The following is a 20,617-nucleotide window of genomic DNA, read 5'->3' on the forward strand; positions in this document are numbered from 1 at the left end:
TCCCCCGTCAGACGATCGGGTCGTGGACGGTGACGAGCTTGGTCCCGTCGGGGAAGGTCGCCTCGACCTGGACGTCGTGGATCATCTCGGGGATGCCCTCCATGACGTCGTCACGGGTGAGGATCTTGCGCCCGGAGGACATCAGCTCGGCGACGGTGCGTCCGTCCCGGGCGCCTTCCAGGATGTGCGACGTGATCAGTGCGATCGCTTCCGGATGGTTCAGTCTCACTCCGCGGGCCCGCCGCTTCTCGGCCACGTCGGCGGCCACGTGGATCAGCAGCCTCTCCTGCTCGTGCGGGGTCAGTTGCACGGCTTCCCACCTCACAGTCCTCGCTCCGGACCGTGCGGGGCCCGGGGTGCCGCAACCATCGCGACGAGATAGATGTAACACACCGACACTTGTCGCGTTCTTGGCGAATCCGGGCACAAGAACCCCTGGCGGCGTGGATCGGCAGGTTAGTTGGACGGAGTTTCAACTACGTTAACCAGTCCTTGATCCACTCATGACCGGTACCTGGCCGGCCGCATACCCGGCGCGCGCCGCGGCCTCGGCCGCGTCACCTCCGGGCAGGGAACGGACGGCAGGCACCGCCATCATGGCCGCCGGGGCACGCGTGCGCGGGGTACGACACCAGGGCGCGGGCGACGGACCGTATACGGCGGGAGCGCGGCCTGCGGGAGCGCGGGCACCCCCGCAACGCCGGGTGCCCCGTACCGGAGTACGGGGCACCCGGCTCGCGACGCGAAAGCGCTCTCAACCCTCGGGCGGTCAGGAGGCGTTGGGCCCCCGGTGCTCGGCGGCGATGCCGAAGCCCCGACGCTCACGGGGCGCCGACGCCACGTCACGGACGCCGGACACGGAGCCGACCACCCGCTCGCCGGAGGAGCCGTGGAGTTCTTCGAGGCGTTCGAGGTCCGCGGCGGAGACGAGGGCGACGAGAGGCTTTCCGTGCCGCGTCACGACGACGCGCTCGCCTCCGTAGACGACGCGGTTGATCAGCTCGGCCAGCTCGGCCCTGGCTCGGGTCACCGGAATCTCGTAGGCCATGGGGCCAGCCTAGACCGGTCGTGCCGCGTTCCCAGGAGCGCGGGATCTCTCCGGAACGCGACGCGAGCGCAGCCGAAACGGCTCCCGGCCGCCCGACAGGGCCCTTTGGCTCTCGGCATCGGCCCCCTTCCCGAGCGACGTACGGCCTGTACATTTTTTACAGACGTCGTCGATCCATCGACCGCGAGGAGGGGTGCCCATGCACCGCCCGTCCGCCCGCCCCGTCCTGCCCGATCTCACGGAAGGCGCCGGCGCGGGACCCCGGAGGCCGGACCCCCGCTCGAAACCGCTCGACGAGCGGGTCGCGTCCCTCGGGGCACCCATCGACGGCACGTCGCCGAACGACGTGACGGCACGGCTCAGGCACCGCGAACACCGCGACCCCGACCGGAACGTCCCGCCGTACACCGACTCGCCCGGCGCACCCGGCGCACCCGGCGCGAGGTGAGCGGCCGATGATCCCCGACCTTCCTCCGCTGCCCGCGCTCACCCGCGCGGAGGCCGAACTGATCGACCGCTATCTGGACGTGGTCGACCTGGTCGGCCGGATCAACCCGGCCCGCCCCGGCGACACCTACCGGGGGCTGCGCGCCGCCCAGGCGCTGGTCTCCGAGGCGACGGCCCTGCGGGACGCGCTCGCGCTCATGCACCAGCGGGGCGAGAGCGAGGTGCACGCGCCGACCCTGGCCCAGGCGCTGCGCGTACTGGACGGTGAGCGGCGGGCCGCCCGGGTCACGATCCCGCCCGCGACCGGCAGTTGAGGCACTCGCACCCGGGTCCGGCGCGCGCCGCGTCGCCGGACCGTCCGTGCCGCGACTCAAACGCACCAGATGGTGTACCCCCTGATGGCGTAGGAATCGGTCCTTTCTCGGACCCCTCCGACTTGCGCAACACGGAGGACAGAAAGGCGGAATGAGGGGTTCCGATGCAGGTGCGGGGGTCGCCCGCGTCCCCAACACCCCCTCGAACAGAGGGGTGTCCACCCGAACGGGTGAGTGGTGAGTAAGCCCACAAAACACCGGTTCCGCTCGGATTTTCCGTCGTTCATGGGTGAAGATCCCTTCCGACGACAAGCCCCCGCCGCAGCGGCGGGGCGGTCCGGGCGGACGCCGAGTCCTGCCGCCGCCCGGATGCCCGGTCGACAGAAGTGCATCGGCAGGAGTGGAGGACCCAGCACGACGGTCCGCCGGAGCAGCATTCCGGGCGGTCCTTGGGGTGAAGCCGCAGCAGCGGCCGGGCAACTTCGCCAGCCCGAATCCGACAGGTCATCCTTCACAGGCGGCTGACGAAGGGTTGCGCATGACTGCGCTCAATCGTGTCCCGTCGCTGTGGACCAGGGCCGGTACGGCCTCGGCCCTCACCATCGCCGCCGTCGGCGGCAGCCTCGTGGTCCCTGGCCTCGCACCTGACGCCCAGGCGGCCACGACCGCGACGAAGGCACTCCAGGTCGCGGCCTCGAAGCACGGCGCCCCGTACAAGTACGGCGCCACGGGACCGCACCGCTTCGACTGCTCCGGGCTCACGCTCTACTCGTTCAAGAAGGCGGGCAAGAAGCTGCCTCGAACGGCCGCGGCGCAGTACAACAAGACGCACCACGTCTCCGCCTCGCATCGCAAGGCCGGGGACCTCGTGTTCTTCCACTCGGGCCGGAGCGTGTACCACGTCGGCATCTACGCCGGGAAGGGAAAGATCTGGCACTCCCCGAAGACCGGGGAAGTGGTGAAGCTCCAGAAGATCTGGACACGGAGCGTCTGGTACGGGCGGGTCAGCTGACCTGACCTCGGGCGGCGGCGGGGGCCGCCGCCCGGGGAACACACCGGTCCGAACGCCTCTTCGGCGCGCCGCCCCTGGACGGCCGTGCGCCGGAGGGCCGTCGGCCGTCCCCTCCGCTCGCCGGCAGCGCCCGCTCAGCCCCTCAGCGGCTCCAGGAGCAGCACGAGGCCGAGCACGGTGAGCGCACCGCCGGTGACGGCCTCCACGGCACGTGCGGCACGCGGCCGGCGCAGCCACCGTCCCAGCCGGTCCACGAGCAGCGCGACCGCCGGGAACCACACCAGGGCCAGCACGACCACGATCAGCGCCAGGAGCAGCGTCCGCGGCATCGCGGGGCTGCCCGCCGGCACGAACTGCGGCAGCAGGCTGAGAAAGGTGATCGGCGCCTTCGGATTGAGGGCGTTGGTGACGAAGCCCTGCCGCAGCGGCCGAGCGGCCGGTCCCGGCCCGGCCGGCGCCGCCCCACTCGTCTCTGCTCCCGGCCCCTCCCCCCGGTCCGTCGAGGGCGTACCCGTCCCGTCGGCCCCGCACGGCCGCCCCAGCACGTGCAGGGTACGCAGGCCCAGATACAGCACGTAGGCGCCGCCGAGCAGCTGGAGCGTCCGGAACAGCGCCGGTACGGCGGTCAGGACCGCGGCGACCCCGGCGACGGCCAGTGCCGTGTGCAGGAGCAGCCCGCCCGCGATGCCGAGGGCGCACGCGACTCCGGCCCGGCGCGAGACGAGGGCGTTGCGTACGACGACGGTGAAGTCGGCTCCGGGCATGGCGACCATGCCGGCGGCGACCCCGGTGAAGGCGAAGAGCTGTGCGTCCATGCCTCCAGGTTCACCCGCACGGGCCTTCAGCAGGTATGTCGAATATCCTGGGTTCCTCTTAAGCATTCGTTCATACCTCGGGGAGAGGTCGTACCGAGCCCCCTCCCCTTCGGTCCGGCGGAGGCCCTGGGTCAGGGAGTGGCACATGTACGACCCGACGCGACTGGCCGCGCTGGTGGCGGTCGCCGAGGCGGGCTCCATCACCCGCGCCGCCGAACGGCTCGGATACACACCGCCCGCGCTCTCCCAGCAGGTGGCGAAGCTGGAACGGGAGGCGGGGGCCACACTGCTGGTGCGCTCGCACCGCGGGACCCGGCTCACCGGTGCCGGCGAGCTGCTGGTGGCGCGGGCGCGGCGGGTGCTCGACGAGATGGAGCTGGCCCGGCACGAACTCGCCCGGCTGGCGGGCCTGTCGGGCGGCACACTGCGGCTCGGCACGTTCCAGACGGCGGGCATCCATCTGCTGCCGCCCGTGCTCAGCGCGTTCCGCCGGGCCCATCCGGACGTGGAGCTGGCGGTCGCCGACTACGAACCTCCGCACGGGATCGCGGCGGTCGCGGCCGGCGAGGTGGACCTGGCACTCACGCACACCTACGAACCCGCACCGCCCGTCCCGCTTCCCGCGTCCGTCGCCGTCGAGCCGGTCCTGGTCGAGGAGTTGGTGCTGGTGACCGCTCCCGGACACGTGCTCGCGGCCGGTTCGGGACGGCTGGCCCTCGCGGACCTCGCGGGCCAGCCGCTGATCAGCATGGCACCGGACCACCCGCCGCGGCAGGCCGTGGAGGCCGCTCTCGCGCGGGCCGGCGCCACCCCCGCCGTGCTCGTCGAGACGCCGGGCTACGCCCTGGTGTGCGCGCTGGTCAGCGCCGGGCTCGGGGTCGCGGTCGTGCCGGAGATGGTGGCGTCGACCGCCGCGACTCCGGTGGGGACACGGCTGCTCGACCCGGGCGACCTGCGCCGCACGATCTCGGTCGTCCACCGGGCCGACGGGACCACCCCCGCGGCGGACGCGTTCCGTGCCCTGCTGCGCGGCGCGTTCGGCCGCGTCGGCCGTCAACACCCTTACGGCAACGGGCCGAACGCATAGGTCCGTGCGCCTCGCGGCCGTCCGTCGCACCCCGCGTCGTGCACGCGTCGAGCCGTCCGCGCCGGAAGGCGGGTTCGCCCAACTGCCCTTCTCGCGGCCGGGGATGCGGCCCCTACGGTGTCCCTATGCCTCGGGCGGTCCTCCGGCGGCGACCGGCTGGACCGGTACCGTCCAGGGGAGTTCGATGGCGACCGTCTTGCCGCCCTCGCGGGTGGCCCGGACGGTGAGCCTGCCGCCGCACTCTTTGGCGAGCCAGCGGATGATCACCATGCCACGGCCGTTGTCCTGCTGGACCGCCGCGGGCAGTCGCTTCGGGAAGCGCGGATGGCTGTCGGTGACGCCGATCCGCAGGCGCTCCTCCCGGTCGAGGCACACGTCGACCGTGAAGGTGGGCGACTGCCCCAGGGTGTGCTGAACGGCGTTGGTGGCCAGTTCGGACACGATCAGGCGGACGGTGTCTCCGACTTCCGCGTCGCCCGGCAGGCCCCATTCGGCCAGCACTTCCGCGACGAATTTACGGGCCACGGAAACCGAGACGGCTTCGCTCGGCAGAGTGACGGCTGCTTCCTGGTGATCTGCCATGGCGAGGTCGTCCCTTTCCCACGGGACCGGAGTCCGACACGGAGCGGATGGTTCGAGTACGGTCCCGGACTGGTGCTTGCGCCAGACTGCCATTACCGGGGCGGTCGCGGGTGCGATCCACCGAGTAATGCATATATCTGTCGCTCGATGCGGTGAACTCTGCGCCGGCGGAGCGTATTCGGGCGGCTTGGAAGGAGTAAGGAGAACGGCCATGCAGCACGGTCCCGCGGTGCGCCGCCGCAAGCTCGGCGCCGAACTGCGCGCGCTGCGCGCGGGCACCGGTCTGACGAGCGGACAGGCGGCCCGTCTGCTCGGCTGGCACCAGTCGAAGGTGAGCCGCATCGAGACCGGCACCAGCGGAGTGAAACCGGTCGATGTCGAGCGCCTGTTGGACGCCTACGGGGTCGAGGACACCGAACTGCGCGAGCTTCTGGTCGTGCTGGCGGGATCCGAGGGCAACGGCCGGCACCACTGGTGGCACGCGTACCGCGGGGTGCTGCCGCCGGCATACCGCGACTTCATCAGTCTGGAGTCGGGCGCGAGTGTGATGCGCACCCTGGAGACGTCCGTCGTACCGGGACTGCTGCAGACGCCGGACTACGCCCGTGCGGTGACGCGGGCGGCCGTGGACGGGCTGGAGGATAGCAAGCTCGACACCCTGGTCGAGGTGCGGCTGGCCCGGCAGGACGTGCTGCGCGCCGATCCTCCGCTGGAGTTGTGCGCGGTGCTCGACGAGGCGGTGCTCCGACGGGAGGTGGGCGGTCCCGAGGTGATGGCACGCCAGCTGAGCCGACTGTGCGAGGCGGCGGCGCTCCCCCAAGTCCGGCTTCAGGTACTGCCGTTCGCCGCCGGAGCGCACATCGGGATCACCGGGCCTTTCGTTATCTTCTCATTTCCGAACACAACTGATCTGGATGTGGTTGTTCTCGACCACTTGACGAGTAGCCTCTACCTCGAACGGAAAGAAGACCTCCAGGCCTATACGGAGGCCTTCAACACCCTTCGGTTCCACGCACTTTCGCCCGAGGACTCGTTGGACTACATCGCCGGGATAGGTGACGGCGCGTAAGGAGGCACCCCCATTGTCTGCATCGCCTCGGTACGTACCCTCCAGCACTTCACTGCGCGACGTGCGATGGCTGCGCAGCAGCCGCAGCACGGGAATGAACAACTGCGTCGAGACAGCGCGCCCCGGCTCCGGACCATGGTCCGGAACGGTCGCGGTGCGCGATTCCAAGAATCCGGCAGGCCCCGCCCTGCTGTTCGCCCCTGCCGCCTGGGAGGGGTTCATCACCGGCCTGGCCTGACCGCGGGCCGGTTCACCGGTTGCGGCTGATCACGTCCACCGCGCGCTCGATCTGCTCCTCGGAGAGGTCCGCGCGGGCCGTCAGCCGCAGCCGCGACACGCCGTCGGGCACCGACGGGGGACGGAAGCAGCCGACGGCGAGGCCCGCCTCGCGACAGTCGGCGGCCCAGCCGAGGGCCCGTTCGGGGGACGGTGCCCTGACGGAGACGACGGCGGCGTCCGGCCGTACCGCCGACAGGCCCTCGGCCGTCAGCCGGGTGTGCAGCGCCGTGGCCACCGCACGCGCCCGCGCCGCTCGCTCCGGTTCGTCGCGCAGCAGTCGCAGCGCGGCCAGCGCCGCTCCCACCGCAGCCGGCGCGAGGCCGGTGTCGAAGATGAAGGTGCGTGCCGCGTTGACGAGGTGGTCGATGACCGCCGCCGGGCCGAGGACGGCTCCACCCTGGCTGCCGAGCGACTTGGACAGCGTGACCGTCACGACGACGTCCGGGTTCCCGGCGAGCCCCGCCGCGTGCGGGGCGCCCCGGCCGCCGTCGCCGAGGACACCGAGCCCGTGCGCGTCGTCGAGGATCAGCCCCGCCCCGTACTCCCGGCAGGCGAGGGCCAGTTCGGTGAGCGGCGCCGCGTCCCCGTCCACCGAGAAGACCGTGTCCGAGACGGCGACGGCCGGGCCATCGTGGGTACCGAGCGCCTTGCGCACACCCGCGGGGTCGGCGTGCCCCACGACCTGGGTGGTACCGCGGGCGAGCCGGCAGCCGTCGATCAGCGAGGCGTGGTTTCCCGCGTCCGAGACGAGGAGCGAGCCGTGCGGGGCGAGGGCGGTGACGGCGGCGAGGTTGGCCGCGTAACCGGAGGAGAGGACCAGCGCGGACTCGAAGCCGCAGAAATCGGCCAGCTCGCGCTCCAGCTCGGTGTGGAGTTCGGTGGTGCCGGTGACGAGCCGGGAACCGGTCGCGCCGCCGCCCCAGGTGCGCGCCGCCTCCGCGGCGGCGGCCGTGACCCGGGGGTGGCGGGCCAGACCGAGGTAGTCGTTGCTCGCGAGATCGAGCAGCGGCGAGTCGGCGGGGCGCGGGCGCAGAGTCCGTACGAGACCGGCGGCGCGGCGCGCCGCGGCCTGCTCGTCGATCCAGCCGAACGCCATGTGTCCTCCGGACCGTCGTGACGGGTGATTTGTAGGCAGTGCACAGACCCTAGCGGCCGGACCAGCCGCCCAGGATGTGGCAATACCCACACGTCGAACCCACTCTGTTGTCCGATCTCTCCTTGGCCGGGGCCGGTCGTATACGCCAGGATCGGACCTCATGGACCTGCTGAACACGCTGGTGGACAAGGGGCTTCGGCGCGAGCTGCCGACCCGCGAGGAGGCGCTGGCCGTACTGGCCACGTCCGACGACGACGTGCTGGACGTGGTGGCCGCGGCCGGCAAGGTGCGCCGTCGCTGGTTCGGCCGGCGGGTGAAACTGAACTATCTGGTCAACCTGAAGTCGGGCCTGTGCCCGGAGGACTGCTCGTACTGCTCGCAGCGTCTCGGTTCCCAGGCCGGGATCCTGAAGTACAGCTGGCTGAAGCCCGACGAGGCCTCCCGTGCCGCGGCGGCGGGGCTCGCCGGGGGAGCCAAGCGGGTGTGCCTGGTGGCCAGCGGCCGCGGACCGACGGACCGTGACGTGGAGCGGGTCTCCGACACGATCAAGGCCATCAAAGACCAGAACGAGGGCGTCGAGGTGTGCGCCTGCCTCGGTCTGCTCTCCGACGGCCAGGCCGAGCGGCTCCGCGAGGCCGGCGCGGACGCCTACAACCACAACCTGAACACGTCCGAGGGGACGTACGGGGACATCACGACCACGCACACGTACGCCGACCGGGTCGACACGGTCCAGAAGGCGCACGCGGCGGGGCTGTCGGCCTGTTCGGGGCTGATCGCGGGCATGGGCGAGTCGGACGAGGACCTCGTCGACGTCGTGTACGCGCTGCGCGCGCTCGACCCCGACTCCGTGCCGGTGAACTTCCTGATCCCGTTCGAGGGCACCCCGCTCGCCAAGGAGTGGAACCTCACCCCGCAGCGGTGCCTGCGCATCCTCGCCATGGTCCGGTTCGTGTGCCCGGACGTCGAGGTCCGGATCGCCGGTGGCCGCGAGGTCCATCTGCGCACCCTCCAGCCCCTCGCCCTGCACCTCGCCAACTCGATCTTCCTCGGTGACTACCTGACCAGCGAGGGCCAGGCGGGCAAGGCGGACCTGGACATGATCACGGACGCCGGCTTCGAGGTGGAGAACGCGGGCGAGGTGACCCTGCCGGAGCACCGTGCGGCGGGCGGCTGCGGTTCGCACGCGCCGGCCGGCGACGCGGTGTCCGAGGGCGCCGGGTGCGGTGCGCACGCGGAGGCCGGGTGCGGGTCCCACGCGGGTGGCGGCTGCGGTTCCCACGAGGACGCCGGGGTGTGCGGCTCGGTCCCGGCGCCCGCCGGGGCGGCGCGCGCGGAGACCGCGGGCACCGAGTCGGCGGATGCGGAGACGGCAGGCGCGGAGACCGCGTCCGCCGGCGCCCGGACCGACCTGGTCGCCGTCCGCCGCCGTGGTGCCGGAACGGACCTCGCGCCCAATGCCTGAGCTGTCCATGCGGGAACTGCTCGACCTCGACCAACGGCACGTCTGGCATCCGTACGGGCCGATGCCCGGCCGTCAGGAGCCGCTGGTCGTGGAGTCGGCGAGCGGGGTCCGGCTGCGGCTGGCCGGAGGCGCGGGTGAGCTGATCGACGGGATGTCGTCCTGGTGGTCGGCGATCCACGGCTACGGCCATCCGGTCCTCGACGAGGCCGCGCGCGGCCAGCTGGACCGGATGAGCCACGTGATGTTCGGCGGGCTCACCCACGAGCCCGCCGTACGGCTCGCCAAGCGGCTGGTGGACATCTCTCCGGACGGCCTGGAACACGTCTTCCTCGCCGACTCCGGATCCGTGTCCGTCGAGGTGGCCGTCAAGATGTGCCTCCAGTACTGGCGTTCGCTCGGCCGCCCGGCCAAGCAGCGGCTGCTGACCTGGCGCGGCGGCTACCACGGGGACACCTGGCAGCCCATGTCGGTGTGCGATCCCGAGGGCGGGATGCACGAGCTGTGGCAGGGCGTGCTCCACCGCCAGGTGTTCGCCGACGCGCCTCCGGCGGAGTACGACGACGCGTACGCCGACCGGCTGCGCGAGCTGATCGGCGAACACGCGGACGAACTGGCCGCGGTGATCGTCGAGCCGGTGGTGCAGGGCGCGGGCGGCATGCGGTTCCACTCCCCCGCGTACCTCCGGGTGCTGCGTGAGGCGTGCGACGCGCACGGCGTGCTGCTCGTCTTCGACGAGATCGCCACCGGTTTCGGTCGGACGGGCGAGCTGTTCGCGGCGGACCACGCGGGCGTGACACCGGACGTGATGTGCGTCGGCAAGGCCCTGACCGGCGGCTATCTGACGATGGCGGCGACGCTGTGCACCGCGCGGGTGGCCGAGGGCATCTCGCGCGGCGAGGTCCCGGTGCTGGCCCACGGCCCGACGTTCATGGGCAACCCGCTGGCCGCCGCGGTGGCGTGCGCGTCCGTCGACCTGCTGCTCGGGCAGGACTGGCGGACCGAGGTGAAGCGGATCGGGACGGGACTGCGGGACGGGCTCGCGGAGGCCACGTCCCTGCCGGGCGTGCGGGACGTACGCGTGCTCGGCGCGATCGGGGTCGTCCAGCTCGACCACGAGGTGGACATGAAGGCGGCGACGGCGGCCGCGGTGCGCGAGGGCGTGTGGCTGCGGCCGTTCCGCGACCTCGTCTACACGATGCCGCCGTACGTCACGGGCGACCGGGACGTCGAACGGATCGCGCGCGCGGTGTGCGCGGCGGCACGGGAGGGTTGAGATGCCGGTACTGGTGATCACGGGAACGGGCACGGAGGTAGGCAAGACGGTCGTCACGGCCGCCGTCGCCGCCACGGCGCTCGCGGCCGGACGGTCGGTGGCCGTGCTGAAGCCGGCGCAGACCGGTGTGGGACCGCACGAGCGGGGCGACGCCGACGAGGTCGCGCGGCTCGCGGGAGCCGTCACGACGCTCGAACTCGGGCGTTTCCCGGAGCCGTTGGCGCCGGCCACCGCCGCCCGGCGGGCCGGGCTCGTGCCGGTGGCGCCGCGGGACGTCGCCGAGGCCGCGGCCAAACTGGCCACCGAGCACGACCTGGTGCTCGTCGAGGGCGCGGGCGGCCTCCTCGTCCGCTTCGACGACGAGGACGGGACGCTGGCGGACGCGGCCCGGATGCTCGACGCTCCCGTGCTGGTCGTCACACCGGCCGGCCTCGGCACGCTCAACGCGACGGAACTGACGGCCCGTGAACTACGGTCACGTGAGCTGGAGTTCGCGGGCGTGGTCATCGGCAGCTGGCCGGACGCGCCGGATCTGGCCATGCGCTGCAACCTCGCGGACCTGCCGGCCGTGTGCGGCGCGCCGCTGCTGGGCGCGGTCCCGGCGGGGGCGGGGAGACGGTCGGCCGCCGACTTCCGCGCGGGAGCCCCGGGCTGGCTGGATCCGCGCCTGGGCGGTCGCTGGAACGCGGACGCCTTCGCCGCGGCCAACAGCGCCTGAGCCCCTGCGGGCCGGACGCGTGGACGCCCGGGGAGGTCGCCGCGGACCGGCCCGCGGTCCGGCGGTCTCCCGGCGCGGAGCCGCGAAGGGAGCGGGTGTGCCGTCCGGCGCGTGCGACGGACCCGTCGGGGGGACAATCCCGGTAGGACCCGTCCTCCCGGGAGGCCCGTCATGCCGTTCAAGCCGTTGCGTCCGGCCGGCTCCGGCAAGGTGACGGCGGACGCCGTGCACCATCCGGTGTTCGCCCGCTCCTACGCCCGCCTCAGCGTCGGCGCCGAGTCCCGGATGGGCATGGGCCGGATGCGGGACCGGCTGCTCGCCGGGCTGTCCGGCCGGGTCATCGAGGTCGGCGCGGGCAACGGACTGAACTTCGCGCACTATCCGGGCACCGTCTCCGAGGTCGTCGCCATCGAACCCGAGCGGCTGCTGCGGCAGTTGGCGGTAGAGGCGGCCCTGCGCTGCGAGGTCCCGGTCGATGTGGCGCCGGGTGTGTCGGAGGCCCTGCCGGTCAAGAGCGAGGCGTACGACGCGGCGGTGCTGTCGCTGGTGCTGTGCAGCGTGCGGGACGTGCCGAGGACGCTCGCCGAGGTGCGGCGGGTACTGCGCCCCGGCGGCACGGTGCGGTTCTTCGAGCACGGCAGCGGCGGCGGACCGGTGATGCGGTCGACGCAGCGGGTCCTGGACCGCACGGTGTGGCCCCGGCTGGCCGGCGGTTGCCACCTGTCCCGCGACACGGTCTCCGCGCTGCGCGACGCCGGCTTCGAACTGGGCCCGTACCGCAGGCTGTTCATGCCCGAGAAGGGCATGCGGCTGCCCACCTCGTTCTGCGTCCTCGGCACCGCGTACCGCCCGGCGGAGTAGGGACCGCAAGCTGTCGCGCTAGAGGCTCCAGCGGCGCAGCTCGTGCGTGATCTCGTGCACGGTTGCCTCACCGCTCTTGACCAGACGGGCCAGCTCCCGCACCTGTTCGGGCGAGGTGACGACCTTCAGGCCGCTGGCGACGAGATAGGCGTACGCGACGGCCGAGGCGAACATCGCGTTGGATCGTTCGAGCGCCGGGACGTGCAGCAGGAGCTGGAGCAGCGCGGCGGCGCGGGCGTGCGGACTGTCGTAGACGGGGATGCCGAAGATCTCCGCCTCGTGCCGGCTGACCGCGGCGACGAGGGCTCCCCAGTCGGTGACCTGGGGATCTCCGGGTGTTTTCTGTTCGGCGATCATGAGGAGCCAGGCAAGGTCGACTCGGAGACTGCTCAAGGGATCAACGACGACCTTCGCGGGTGCCTTCACGGGTGCCTTCACGGTCCGACCCGAACTCCTCGGCGAACACGGACTCGTACTGCTTCATGAAATCGGCGGCGGCGTCCACGAACGTGTGGCCCACCTCCCCGGTGTCCTGCCGGACCAGCTCCTCGATGTAGCGGTTCACGCTCATCCCCCGTTCCAGGGCTCGCTCACGGGCGGCTCGGGCCGTGCCCTCGTCCACCCGGACGTTCAGCTGAGTCTTCGCCATCCTTCGAAGCTAGCGCGGAACCGCTAGCACCCGCAAGAGGGCCTGCCTCTCCGGGACCCGGGACGGCGCCCGGCGACACCAGGAGCCCGGCGACCACGGGTGGAGAGTGCCCCTTACATCCGGGCCCGGAGCGCGACCTGGGGCGGAGGGCATCCGGCACTCAAGGGGGATACCGGGTGTGCCCGCCGTCACACTACGCTCGGGCGCGACGAGGGATTCGGGACGTCGAACACGGAGGAGGCGGCCTTGTCCACAGCTGCTGCGGAGCAGGTACCCGGCCGCGCGGAGGGGGACGGGATCGCCGCCCGCGCCCGCGGTCTGACGAAGGCGTACGGCTCGGGCGAGACCGCGGTGCTCGCCCTCGACTCGGTCGACGTGGACATCGCGCGCGGCCGGTTCACCGCCGTGATGGGCCCGTCGGGCTCCGGGAAGTCGACGCTCATGCACTGTCTGGCGGGGCTCGACACCGTCTCGGCCGGACAGGTGTGGCTGGGCGGCACGGAGATCACCGGGCTGAAGGACCGTGAACTGACGCGGCTGCGCCGGGACCGGATCGGCTTCATGTTCCAGTCGTTCAACCTGATCCCGACGCTGAACGCCGCGGAGAACATCACGCTGCCCATGGACATCGCGGGCCAGAAGCCCGACCGGCAGTGGCTGGACCAGGTCATCGACACGCTGGGGCTGCGTGACCGCCTGAAGCACCGGCCCGCCCAGCTCTCCGGCGGCCAGCAGCAGCGCGTGGCCTGTGCGCGGGCGCTCGCCTCACGGCCCGAGCTGATCTTCGCCGACGAGCCGACCGGCAACCTGGACTCCCGCGCCGGGCTCGAGGTCCTCGGCTTCCTGCGCGAGGCGGTCGACGAACTGGGCCAGACCGTCGTCATGGTCACGCACGACCCGGGCGCGGCCGCCCACTCCGATCTGGTGCTCTTCCTCGCGGACGGCCGGATCGTGGACGAGACGCACCGGCCGACCGCGGAGGCCGTGCTGGAGCGGATGAAGCGCTTCGACACGGTCCGCGTGACCTACGACGGCCGCGAACCCGACGGCAGCGCGGCGGACACCGGCGGGTCCGGCGACACGGCAGCCGGGGGCGGGCCCGGTGAGGTGCCCCACGTGCGCGGCTCCGTCGAGGGGTCTCCCCCGGCGGGCTCCGGGAACGGTTCCGCCGCGCCCGGCTCCGCCGACGTGACCCTCGACAAGGACTGAGGCGGCTGTGCTCAAGGCGACCCTGCGGAGCTTTCTCGCGCACAAGGGGCGGCTGCTCCTGTCGGCGCTCGCCATCGTGCTGTCCGTCGCGTTCGTCGCGGGCAGCCTCATCTTCTCGGACACGGTGACCCGCACGTTCGACCGGCTCTTCGCCTCCACCTCGGCCGACGTGACGGTGGAGCCGAAGAACGACCTGAACTCCCAGCTGCCGACCGGCGCCACCGAGACCGTGCCGGCCTCGCTCGCCGGGCGGATCGCCAAGGTCGAGGGCGTCGCCGCGGCCCGTGTCGACGCCTCCGTCGAGAACGCCCCGGTCGTCGACGGCGCGAACAAGTCCGTCGGCCCGACGACCGGTGCCCCCACCATCGTCACGGACTGGCAGGTCACCGACCGCAGTCCGGTGAAGCTGACCTCCGGACACGCTCCGAAGGGCGACGGCGAGGCGCTGCTCGACGCCGACACCGCCGACAAGAAGCACCTCGGCATCGGGGACACGCTGACGGTGCAGGCGCAGCCCGGGTCGTTCGAGGTGCGGATCGTCGGGATCGCCACCTTCACCACGACGAACCCCGGTGCCGCGCTGCTCTTCCTCGACACCCCGACCGCGCAGGCGAAACTCCTCGGGTCCACCGACGCCGCCACCAGCATCTCCGTGGACGCGGCGGAGGGTGTCGGCGACGCGACAGTCAAGCAGCGGATCGCCGCCGAGCTGGGCGCCGCGAAGTACGACGTGAAGACCGCCGACGAACAGGCCGAGTCGTCCGCCGAGCAGCTCGGCGGCTTCCTGGACATCATCAAGTACGTGATGCTCGGCTTCGCCGGGATCGCCGTCCTCGTCGGCATCTTCCTGATCGTCAACACGTTCTCCATGCTGATCGCCCAGCGCACCCGCGAACTGGGCCTGTTGCGGGCGCTCGGCGCCGACCGCCGCCAGGTGCGCCGGTCGGTGCTCACCGAGGCGCTGCTCCTCGGCCTGGTGGGTTCGACCCTCGGCCTCGCGGCCGGGATCGGTCTCGCGGTCGGTCTGATCAAGCTGATGACCGCGTTCGGCATGAACCTGAAGTCCACGGAGATGGTGATCGGCTGGCCGACACCCGTCGCGGCGTACGTCGTCGGGGTGGGCGTCACGTTCGTCGCCGCGTATCTGCCCGCCCGGCGCGCGGCGACCGTCTCCCCGATGGCCGCCCTCTCCGACGCCGAAGTCGCCGGTGTCGGGAAGCCGTTGCGGAACCGGGCCGTCGTGGGCGTGGTCGTCGGGGTGGCCGGGGCGGCGGCGCTCGCCGGATGCGCGGCCGCCTCGAAGACGTCGACGTCCGCCTCCCTGCTCGGGCTCGGTGTGGTCCTCACCCTGATCGCCACGGTGATCGCGGGGCCGCTGCTGGTCCGGCCGGTGATCCGGGTCCTCGGGGGCGCCTTCCCCGCGCTCTTCGGCTCGGTCGGCCGGATGAGCCAGCGCAACGCCCTGCGCAATCCGCGCCGCACGGGCGCCACCGCCGCCGCGCTGATGGTGGGGCTGGCCCTGGTCGGCGGAATGTCCGTGGCCAGCGCCTCGATGAGCAAGTCCTTCGACAGCCAGATCGACAAGACGCTCGGCTCCGACTTCGTGCTGCAGAACGACAACTTCGTGCCCTTCTCCAAGGAGTTGACGGACAAGGTGCGCGCCACCGAGGGCGTGGGGCTCGTCGTACGGCAGCGGTTCACACCGCTTGCCGTCCGGCTGCCGGACGGCAAGCGGGTCGAGACGTCCGCCGCGGCCTACGACCCGCGGCTCGACGACGTCGCCCACATCACGTACGCGCGGGGCGACACCGCGGCGGCGCTCGCGGACGGACGCCTCGCCATGGACGCGACGTTCGCGAAGGACCACGGCGTACGGGTGGGCAGCACGATTCCCGTCGAGTTCCCGGCGGGCCGCACGGCGGACCTCACGGTGGGCGCCCTCACCGACCAGGCGGGCAGCGGCGGGTTCGGGATGCAGGGCGGGCTCGTCATCGGCTTCGGCACGGTCGAGAAGTACGTGCCCGGCGGGCAGGACTCCGCTCTGTACGTGAACGCGAGCCCGGGCACCGACGCCGACCGGCTGCGCCCGCGCCTGGAGAGAACCCTCGATCCGTACCCCCAGGTACAGGTCCGCGACCAGGCCGACTACAAGAAACTGGTGCACGACCAGATCGCCGTGCTGCTGTACCTCGTGTACGCCCTGCTCGGGCTCGCCATCGTCATCGCGGTGCTCGGTGTCGTCAACACCCTCGCCCTGTCGGTGGTGGAGCGGACCCGGGAGATCGGGCTGCTGCGGGCCATCGGACTCGGCCGCCGCCAGCTGCGCCGCATGATCCGGCTGGAGTCGGTGGTGATCGCCGTGTTCGGAGCCGTGCTCGGGCTGGCGCTGGGGCTCGTCTGGGGCGTGTGCGTCCAGCGGGTGCTGGCCCTCCAGGGGATGGAGGAACTCGCCGTCCCCTGGACGACGATCGTGGCGGTCGTGGTCGGCTCCGCGCTCGTGGGAGTCGTGGCGGCCCTGCTCCCGGCGCTGCGGGCGTCCCGGATGAACGTCCTGGCGGCGATCGCCCACGAGTGACCGGCGCGCCGCCGGCCGACCGGGCTCCTCGCGTACCGGTCGGCCGCGCCCTGTGGGCCGTTGACCGTCCGGATGGTGGAATGCGGTGTCTCCGCACGGCCCGCGTGATGGGATCGGCGCATGACCGACCTGCGCATACGGGCCGCCGCGCCCGAGGACCTGGACGCGGTGCTCGCCTTCTGGAAGACGGCCGCCGAGGGCACGAGCATCAGTGACGACCGCGAGGGCGTCGAGCGGCTGCTCGCCCGGGACCCCGAGTCGCTGCTCCTGGCGGAACGCGGTGGAGAACTGGTCGGCACCGTGATCGCCGGCTTCGACGGCTGGCGCTGCCACCTGTACCGGCTGGCGGTGCATCCGGACCGGCGGCGGCTCGGCATCGGCTCGGCGCTGCTCGCCGCCGCGGAGGAGCGCTTCGTACGGCTCGGCGGGCGGCGTGGGGACGCGATGGTGCTGCGGCGGAACGAGTCGGCCCACCACGCGTGGCGGGCCGCCGGGTACGCGCCCGAGGAGCACTGGCGACGCTGGGTGAAGCCACTCGGTGGGTAGCGGGTGTCGTCCGGACCGGTCGGGGGAACCGGACTGATCCCGGCGACACCCTGGTTCCCGACCGGGTGCGGGGGCCACCGAGGAGAACGCTTTGCCCTTCCTTTACCCTTGGTGGACAGTCCGTCCCTCTACGAAAGGTGTGAGCGTCCGCCCATGGGCGAACCTCCCAGTACCCGGCGCCGTGCATCTCATGGCGGCCGCGGACATCGCGCGATCCCCCCGACCCTGGCCGATCATGGGACGGAGGTGACCCGATGACCGAAGTTCTCCTGCTGCTGGTGGCCGTTCTGCTGTCGCTGGCCTGCGGCGCCTTCGTGGCGGCGGAGTTCTCGCTGACCACGGTCGAACGCAGCGAACTGGAACGTGCCGCGGAGCGTGGCGAGCGGGGCGCCTCGGGCGCCCTGAAGGCCGTACGCAACCTCACCTTCCAGCTGTCGGGCGCCCAGCTCGGCATCACCGTGACCAACCTGGTCGTCGGCATGCTGTCCGAGTCCTCGATCGCCAAGCTGATCGCGGGCCCGCTGGAGTCGATCGGGGTTCCGGCCTCCGCGTCGCGCTCGGTCGCCCTCGTCATCGGCACGGCGCTCTCGACCGTCTTCCTGATGGTCGTCGGCGAGCTGGTGCCCAAGAACTGGGCGATCTCCTCACCGCTGGCCGTGGCCAAGCGGGTGGCGACGCCGCAGGGCTGGTTCAGCGCGGCCTTCCGTCCGTTCATCGCGCACCTCAACAACACGGCCAACCACGTCGTACGGCGTTTCGGCCTCGAACCCGCCGAGGAGCTGGCCTCCGCGCGCGGGCCCCAGGAGCTGGTGGCGCTCGCCCGGCACTCCGCCAAGGAGGGCGCGCTGGAGGCGGACACCGCCGAGCTGTTCGTGCGCACCCTGAACCTCGCCGACCTGACCGCGGAGAACGTGATGACGCCGCGCGTCCAGGTCATCGCGCTGGACATGCAGGCGACCTGCGAGGACGTGGCGAACGCGACCCGGGCGACCGGGCTGTCCCGTTTCCCCGTCTACCAGGACAGCCTCGACGAGGTCGTCGGCGTGGCCCACATCAAGGACGTCCTCACGGTCCCGGCCGAGGACCGGACACAGACACCCGTCGCCCGGATCATGCGGGAGCCGCTGCTCGTACCCGAGTCGCTCACCGTCGACCGCCTGCTGGACCGGCTGGCCGGCAGGCGCACGATGGCCGTGGTCATCGACGAGTACGGCGGTACGGCCGGTGTCGCCACCCTGGAGGACATCGTCGAGGAGGTCGTCGGCGAGGTCCGCGACGAGCACGATCCGCACGAGACACCCGACCTCGCCCCGGTCGGCACGGACGACGACGGCCGGGCCCTGTACTCGGCCGACGGATCCGCCCGCACCGACCAGCTCGCCCGGGTCGGACTGCGGGTGCCCGACGGCCCGTACGAGACCCTGGCCGGTTTCGTCGCGGCCGAGCTGGGCCGCATCCCCGCCGAGGGGGACTCCGTCGAGGCCGCCGGCTGGCGGCTCGACGTGGTGGACGCCTCGGGACGGCGAGCCGCCCGCGTGCTGCTGCACGCGCCGCACGACGCCGAGGAGAGCACGCGATGACCGCCGTACAACTGCTGATCGGGCTCGCGACGCTCGTCGTGAACGGCTTCTTCGTGGGCGGCGAGTTCGCGCTGATCTCGGTGCGCCGCAGCCAGATCGAGCCGCACGCGGAGCAGGGCGACCGACGTGCCCGCAGTGTGCTGTGGGGACTCGAGCACGTCTCCGCGCTCCTCGCCACCGCCCAGCTGGGCATCACGCTGTGCACCCTGGTGCTCGGCATCGTGGCCGAACCCGCGATCGCGCATCTGCTGGAGCCGGTGTTCCACGCGGTGGGCGTGCCCTCCGGCGCGGGCCACGTCGTCTCCTTCGCCATCGCGCTGACCCTGGCGACGTATCTGCACATGCTGCTCGGTGAGATGGTGCCGAAGAACGTGGCGCTCGCCGAACCGGTACGGACGGCGCTGCTGCTCGGGCCGCCGCTGGTCGCCCTCTCGCGGGCGCTGCGCCCGGTGATCTTCACGGTCAACGCCTTCGCCAACGGACTGCTGAAGCTGTTGCGGGTGGAGACCAAGGACGAGGTCACGGCGACCTTCTCGGACGACGAGCTGGCCCGCCTCGTCAAGGACTCCGGTGCCGCCGGGCTCATCGACGACCGGGCCCAGGAGCGCCTGCACGACGCCCTGGAACTGGGCCGCCGGCCCGTGCACGACGTCGTGCTCCCGGTGGAACGCGTGGTCTACGCGCACGCGGGCGTCACGCCCGAGGAGCTGGAGCGGCTGTCGGCCGAATCGGGCTTCTCGCGTTTCCCGGTCGTCGACGACGGCCGCCGCATCCTCGGCTATCTGCACGTCAAGGACGCGCTGGACGCCACCCCGCGTGACCTGCCGTTCCGGGTCGAGGACATGCGGCCCATCGCCCGGATCCGGGAGAGCACTCCCCTGGACGACGTCCTGACGGCCATGCGCCGCAGCCGTACGCACCTCGCGGCGGTGATGGGCAGCGACGGGCGGCTCGCGGGGCTGGTGACCATGGAGGACGTTCTGCGGGAGCTGTTCGGGCAACCGGTCTAGGGCCTCCGACCGCGGAGACATGCCGGGTGCCCGGCGGACGGCGACCGTCCGCCGGGCACCCGTGCGACCCACCCGACCGACCGATAAGTATGTGTTCGGGTTACCATCTTTCCCGCCATGCAGACGAATGCCACCTACACCAGTCTTGTCGCGGTCGGCGACTCCTTCACCGAGGGCATGTCGGACCTGTTGTCCGACGGTTCCTACCGTGGATGGGCCGACCTCCTCGCGGCCCGGATGGCGGCCCGCGCCCCCGGTTTCCGCTACGCCAACCTCGCGGTGCGCGGCAAGCTGATCGGACAGATCGTCGCCGAACAGGTCGACGTCGCCGCCGCCATGCGGCCCGACGTGATCACTCTCGTCGGCGGCCTGAACGACACCCTGCGGCCCAAGGTCGACATGGGGCGCGTCCGCGGCCTCCTGGAGGAGGCGGTGGAGCGGCTCGCCCCGGCCTGCGAACAGCTCGTCCTGATGCGCAGCCCGGCCCGCAACGGTCCGGTCCTCGAACGCTTCCGCCCGCGCATGGAGGAGCTGTTCGTCGTCGTCGACGACCTGGCGAAGCGGCACGGCGCCCTGGTGGTCGACCTCTACGGGGCACCCTCGCTCGCGGACCCGCGCATGTGGGACGTGGACCGGCTGCACCTGACCGCCGAGGGACACCGCAGGGTCGCCGAGGCCGTGTGGCAGACGCTCGGGTACGACGGCGAGGACCAGGAGTGGCGTACCCCGATGGGGGCCACCACCCTGCCCGGCTTCATCTCCCGCCGCACCGCCGACGCCCGATTCGCCCGGCAGCACCTGATGCCGTGGATCGGACGGCGTCTGACGGGCCGCTCGTCGGGCGACGGCCGCCCGGCGAAGCGCCCCGACCTGCTGCCGTACGAGGGTCCTGTCACGGGAAGTCACGGCGCGGATTCCGTGCACGGGGGCTGAATCGGTATCCCTGGTGTACGGGGTGTGTGTCCACGGGGCGCGGAGCCGC

At 72.2% G+C, this 20,617-nt stretch carries 23 protein-coding genes and 1 riboswitch; of the genes, 16 read left to right on the forward strand and 7 right to left on the reverse strand.

The window, feature by feature from the left end; translation table 11 throughout:
* Window positions 1-7 precede the first annotated feature (7 nt).
* Window positions 8-310 carry an urease subunit gamma gene (locus ABZT74_RS27480; RefSeq protein WP_081223127.1) on the reverse strand — a complete coding sequence of 101 codons (303 nt, stop codon included), beginning with the start codon at window positions 308-310 and terminating at the stop codon, window positions 8-10.
* Between the two features lie 459 nt (window positions 311-769).
* Entirely contained in the window at window positions 770-1,048 is a 279-nt protein-coding gene (locus tag ABZT74_RS27485) for a type II toxin-antitoxin system Phd/YefM family antitoxin (protein WP_356167800.1), read from the reverse strand.
* A 199-nt stretch (window positions 1,049-1,247) separates the two neighbouring features.
* Between ABZT74_RS27485 and ABZT74_RS27490 the strand changes: the two genes are divergently transcribed.
* From ABZT74_RS27490 to ABZT74_RS27500, 3 genes are all read left to right on the forward strand, one after another.
* Entirely contained in the window at window positions 1,248-1,496 is a 249-nt protein-coding gene (locus ABZT74_RS27490) for a hypothetical protein (RefSeq protein ID WP_356438904.1), read from the forward strand.
* Between the two features lie 7 nt (window positions 1,497-1,503).
* A complete protein-coding gene (locus ABZT74_RS27495; protein WP_356438907.1) occupies window positions 1,504-1,809 on the forward strand; it encodes a hypothetical protein in 306 nt (101 codons plus the stop codon).
* A 352-nt stretch (window positions 1,810-2,161) separates the two neighbouring features.
* Window positions 2,162-2,344: riboswitch (cyclic di-AMP (ydaO/yuaA leader) on the forward strand.
* Between the two features lie 3 nt (window positions 2,345-2,347).
* Window positions 2,348-2,821, forward strand: coding sequence for a C40 family peptidase (locus ABZT74_RS27500; protein ID WP_355867071.1), 474 nt, complete (start codon window positions 2,348-2,350; stop codon window positions 2,819-2,821).
* 134 nt (window positions 2,822-2,955) lie between these two features.
* Here the strand turns inward: ABZT74_RS27500 and ABZT74_RS27505 are convergent, their stop codons facing one another.
* Window positions 2,956-3,636 carry a LysE family translocator gene (locus tag ABZT74_RS27505; protein WP_356438910.1) on the reverse strand — a complete coding sequence of 227 codons (681 nt, stop codon included), beginning with the start codon at window positions 3,634-3,636 and terminating at the stop codon, window positions 2,956-2,958.
* Between the two features lie 145 nt (window positions 3,637-3,781).
* Here ABZT74_RS27505 and ABZT74_RS27510 point away from each other — a divergent pair, with 145 nt between their 5' ends.
* Complete coding sequence (locus tag ABZT74_RS27510; RefSeq protein ID WP_356438913.1) at window positions 3,782-4,723, forward strand: LysR family transcriptional regulator; 942 nt, start codon at window positions 3,782-3,784, stop codon at window positions 4,721-4,723.
* Between the two features lie 123 nt (window positions 4,724-4,846).
* Here the strand turns inward: ABZT74_RS27510 and ABZT74_RS27515 are convergent, their stop codons facing one another.
* Window positions 4,847-5,305, reverse strand: coding sequence for an ATP-binding protein (locus tag ABZT74_RS27515; RefSeq protein ID WP_355867080.1), 459 nt, complete (start codon window positions 5,303-5,305; stop codon window positions 4,847-4,849).
* 211 nt (window positions 5,306-5,516) lie between these two features.
* On the opposite strand from ABZT74_RS27515, the gene ABZT74_RS27520 reads away from it, so the two are divergent.
* Window positions 5,517-6,374 (forward strand): helix-turn-helix transcriptional regulator, encoded by an 858-nt coding sequence (locus tag ABZT74_RS27520; protein ID WP_356438915.1) that lies wholly within the window; start codon window positions 5,517-5,519, stop codon window positions 6,372-6,374.
* Between the two features lie 13 nt (window positions 6,375-6,387).
* On the forward strand, window positions 6,388-6,612 hold the full coding sequence (locus ABZT74_RS27525) for a DUF397 domain-containing protein (protein ID WP_355867086.1): 225 nt from the start codon (window positions 6,388-6,390) through the stop codon (window positions 6,610-6,612).
* A 12-nt stretch (window positions 6,613-6,624) separates the two neighbouring features.
* Here the strand turns inward: ABZT74_RS27525 and ABZT74_RS27530 are convergent, their stop codons facing one another.
* A complete protein-coding gene (locus ABZT74_RS27530; RefSeq protein ID WP_356167779.1) occupies window positions 6,625-7,749 on the reverse strand; it encodes an 8-amino-7-oxononanoate synthase in 1,125 nt (374 codons plus the stop codon).
* 160 nt (window positions 7,750-7,909) lie between these two features.
* Here ABZT74_RS27530 and bioB point away from each other — a divergent pair, with 160 nt between their 5' ends.
* From bioB to ABZT74_RS27550, 4 genes are all read left to right on the forward strand, one after another.
* The gene (gene bioB / locus ABZT74_RS27535; protein ID WP_356438918.1) at window positions 7,910-9,214 is read left to right on the forward strand and encodes a biotin synthase BioB; all 1,305 of its coding nucleotides are present in this window, start codon (window positions 7,910-7,912) and stop codon (window positions 9,212-9,214) included.
* Window positions 9,207-10,487, forward strand: coding sequence for an adenosylmethionine--8-amino-7-oxononanoate transaminase (locus tag ABZT74_RS27540; protein WP_356438921.1), 1,281 nt, complete (start codon window positions 9,207-9,209; stop codon window positions 10,485-10,487). Before bioB ends, ABZT74_RS27540 begins: the two co-directional genes overlap by 8 nt.
* Window position 10,488: 1 nt before the next feature.
* The gene (gene bioD / locus ABZT74_RS27545) at window positions 10,489-11,205 is read left to right on the forward strand and encodes a dethiobiotin synthase (RefSeq protein ID WP_356167771.1); all 717 of its coding nucleotides are present in this window, start codon (window positions 10,489-10,491) and stop codon (window positions 11,203-11,205) included.
* A gap of 171 nt (window positions 11,206-11,376) precedes the next feature.
* The gene (locus ABZT74_RS27550; protein WP_356438923.1) at window positions 11,377-12,066 is read left to right on the forward strand and encodes a class I SAM-dependent methyltransferase; all 690 of its coding nucleotides are present in this window, start codon (window positions 11,377-11,379) and stop codon (window positions 12,064-12,066) included.
* An 18-nt stretch (window positions 12,067-12,084) separates the two neighbouring features.
* Here ABZT74_RS27550 and ABZT74_RS27555 read toward each other — a convergent pair whose 3' ends face one another.
* Both ABZT74_RS27555 and ABZT74_RS27560 read right to left on the reverse strand, forming a co-directional pair.
* Window positions 12,085-12,459, reverse strand: a complete 375-nt coding sequence (locus ABZT74_RS27555; RefSeq protein WP_355867104.1) for a fic family toxin-antitoxin system, toxin component — start codon at window positions 12,457-12,459, stop codon at window positions 12,085-12,087.
* Between the two features lie 4 nt (window positions 12,460-12,463).
* Complete coding sequence (locus ABZT74_RS27560) at window positions 12,464-12,715, reverse strand: toxin-antitoxin system HicB family antitoxin (RefSeq protein WP_356167765.1); 252 nt, start codon at window positions 12,713-12,715, stop codon at window positions 12,464-12,466.
* A gap of 246 nt (window positions 12,716-12,961) precedes the next feature.
* Here ABZT74_RS27560 and ABZT74_RS27565 point away from each other — a divergent pair, with 246 nt between their 5' ends.
* From ABZT74_RS27565 to ABZT74_RS27590, 6 genes are all read left to right on the forward strand, one after another.
* Window positions 12,962-13,924 (forward strand): ABC transporter ATP-binding protein, encoded by a 963-nt coding sequence (locus ABZT74_RS27565; RefSeq protein WP_356438926.1) that lies wholly within the window; start codon window positions 12,962-12,964, stop codon window positions 13,922-13,924.
* Window positions 13,925-13,931: 7 nt separating this feature from the next.
* Window positions 13,932-16,499: an ABC transporter permease gene (locus ABZT74_RS27570; RefSeq protein ID WP_356438929.1), complete on the forward strand. Its 2,568-nt coding sequence runs from the start codon at window positions 13,932-13,934 to the stop codon at window positions 16,497-16,499.
* 120 nt (window positions 16,500-16,619) lie between these two features.
* Entirely contained in the window at window positions 16,620-17,045 is a 426-nt protein-coding gene (locus ABZT74_RS27575; protein ID WP_355867113.1) for a GNAT family N-acetyltransferase, read from the forward strand.
* A 254-nt stretch (window positions 17,046-17,299) separates the two neighbouring features.
* On the forward strand, window positions 17,300-18,625 hold the full coding sequence (locus ABZT74_RS27580) for a hemolysin family protein (RefSeq protein WP_356438932.1): 1,326 nt from the start codon (window positions 17,300-17,302) through the stop codon (window positions 18,623-18,625).
* The gene (locus tag ABZT74_RS27585; protein ID WP_355867119.1) at window positions 18,622-19,635 is read left to right on the forward strand and encodes a hemolysin family protein; all 1,014 of its coding nucleotides are present in this window, start codon (window positions 18,622-18,624) and stop codon (window positions 19,633-19,635) included. Before ABZT74_RS27580 ends, ABZT74_RS27585 begins: the two co-directional genes overlap by 4 nt.
* A 117-nt stretch (window positions 19,636-19,752) precedes the next feature.
* Complete coding sequence (locus ABZT74_RS27590) at window positions 19,753-20,568, forward strand: SGNH/GDSL hydrolase family protein (RefSeq protein ID WP_356438936.1); 816 nt, start codon at window positions 19,753-19,755, stop codon at window positions 20,566-20,568.
* The last annotated feature ends 49 nt before the right edge of the window (window positions 20,569-20,617 follow it).

Source organism: Streptomyces sp. NPDC005302 (genome assembly GCF_040607345.1).
GTDB lineage: Bacteria > Actinomycetota > Actinomycetes > Streptomycetales > Streptomycetaceae > Streptomyces.

Coding starts and splice junctions, on each gene's coding strand:
- ABZT74_RS27520 (WP_356438915.1), top strand. CDS start 5,517: ATGCAGCACGGTCCCGCGGTGCGCCGCCGCAAGCTCGGCGCCGAACTG.
- ABZT74_RS27510 (WP_356438913.1), top strand. CDS start 3,782: ATGTACGACCCGACGCGACTGGCCGCGCTGGTGGCGGTCGCCGAGGCG.
- ABZT74_RS27485 (WP_356167800.1), bottom strand. CDS start 1,048: ATGGCCTACGAGATTCCGGTGACCCGAGCCAGGGCCGAGCTGGCCGAG.
- ABZT74_RS27580 (WP_356438932.1), top strand. CDS start 17,300: ATGACCGAAGTTCTCCTGCTGCTGGTGGCCGTTCTGCTGTCGCTGGCC.
- ABZT74_RS27550 (WP_356438923.1), top strand. CDS start 11,377: ATGCCGTTCAAGCCGTTGCGTCCGGCCGGCTCCGGCAAGGTGACGGCG.
- ABZT74_RS27515 (WP_355867080.1), bottom strand. CDS start 5,305: ATGGCAGATCACCAGGAAGCAGCCGTCACTCTGCCGAGCGAAGCCGTC.
- ABZT74_RS27495 (WP_356438907.1), top strand. CDS start 1,504: ATGATCCCCGACCTTCCTCCGCTGCCCGCGCTCACCCGCGCGGAGGCC.
- ABZT74_RS27560 (WP_356167765.1), bottom strand. CDS start 12,715: ATGGCGAAGACTCAGCTGAACGTCCGGGTGGACGAGGGCACGGCCCGA.
- ABZT74_RS27505 (WP_356438910.1), bottom strand. CDS start 3,636: ATGGACGCACAGCTCTTCGCCTTCACCGGGGTCGCCGCCGGCATGGTC.
- ABZT74_RS27500 (WP_355867071.1), top strand. CDS start 2,348: ATGACTGCGCTCAATCGTGTCCCGTCGCTGTGGACCAGGGCCGGTACG.
- ABZT74_RS27540 (WP_356438921.1), top strand. CDS start 9,207: ATGCCTGAGCTGTCCATGCGGGAACTGCTCGACCTCGACCAACGGCAC.
- ABZT74_RS27490 (WP_356438904.1), top strand. CDS start 1,248: ATGCACCGCCCGTCCGCCCGCCCCGTCCTGCCCGATCTCACGGAAGGC.
- ABZT74_RS27590 (WP_356438936.1), top strand. CDS start 19,753: ATGCAGACGAATGCCACCTACACCAGTCTTGTCGCGGTCGGCGACTCC.
- ABZT74_RS27575 (WP_355867113.1), top strand. CDS start 16,620: ATGACCGACCTGCGCATACGGGCCGCCGCGCCCGAGGACCTGGACGCG.
- bioB (WP_356438918.1), top strand. CDS start 7,910: ATGGACCTGCTGAACACGCTGGTGGACAAGGGGCTTCGGCGCGAGCTG.
- ABZT74_RS27585 (WP_355867119.1), top strand. CDS start 18,622: ATGACCGCCGTACAACTGCTGATCGGGCTCGCGACGCTCGTCGTGAAC.
- bioD (WP_356167771.1), top strand. CDS start 10,489: ATGCCGGTACTGGTGATCACGGGAACGGGCACGGAGGTAGGCAAGACG.
- ABZT74_RS27530 (WP_356167779.1), bottom strand. CDS start 7,749: ATGGCGTTCGGCTGGATCGACGAGCAGGCCGCGGCGCGCCGCGCCGCC.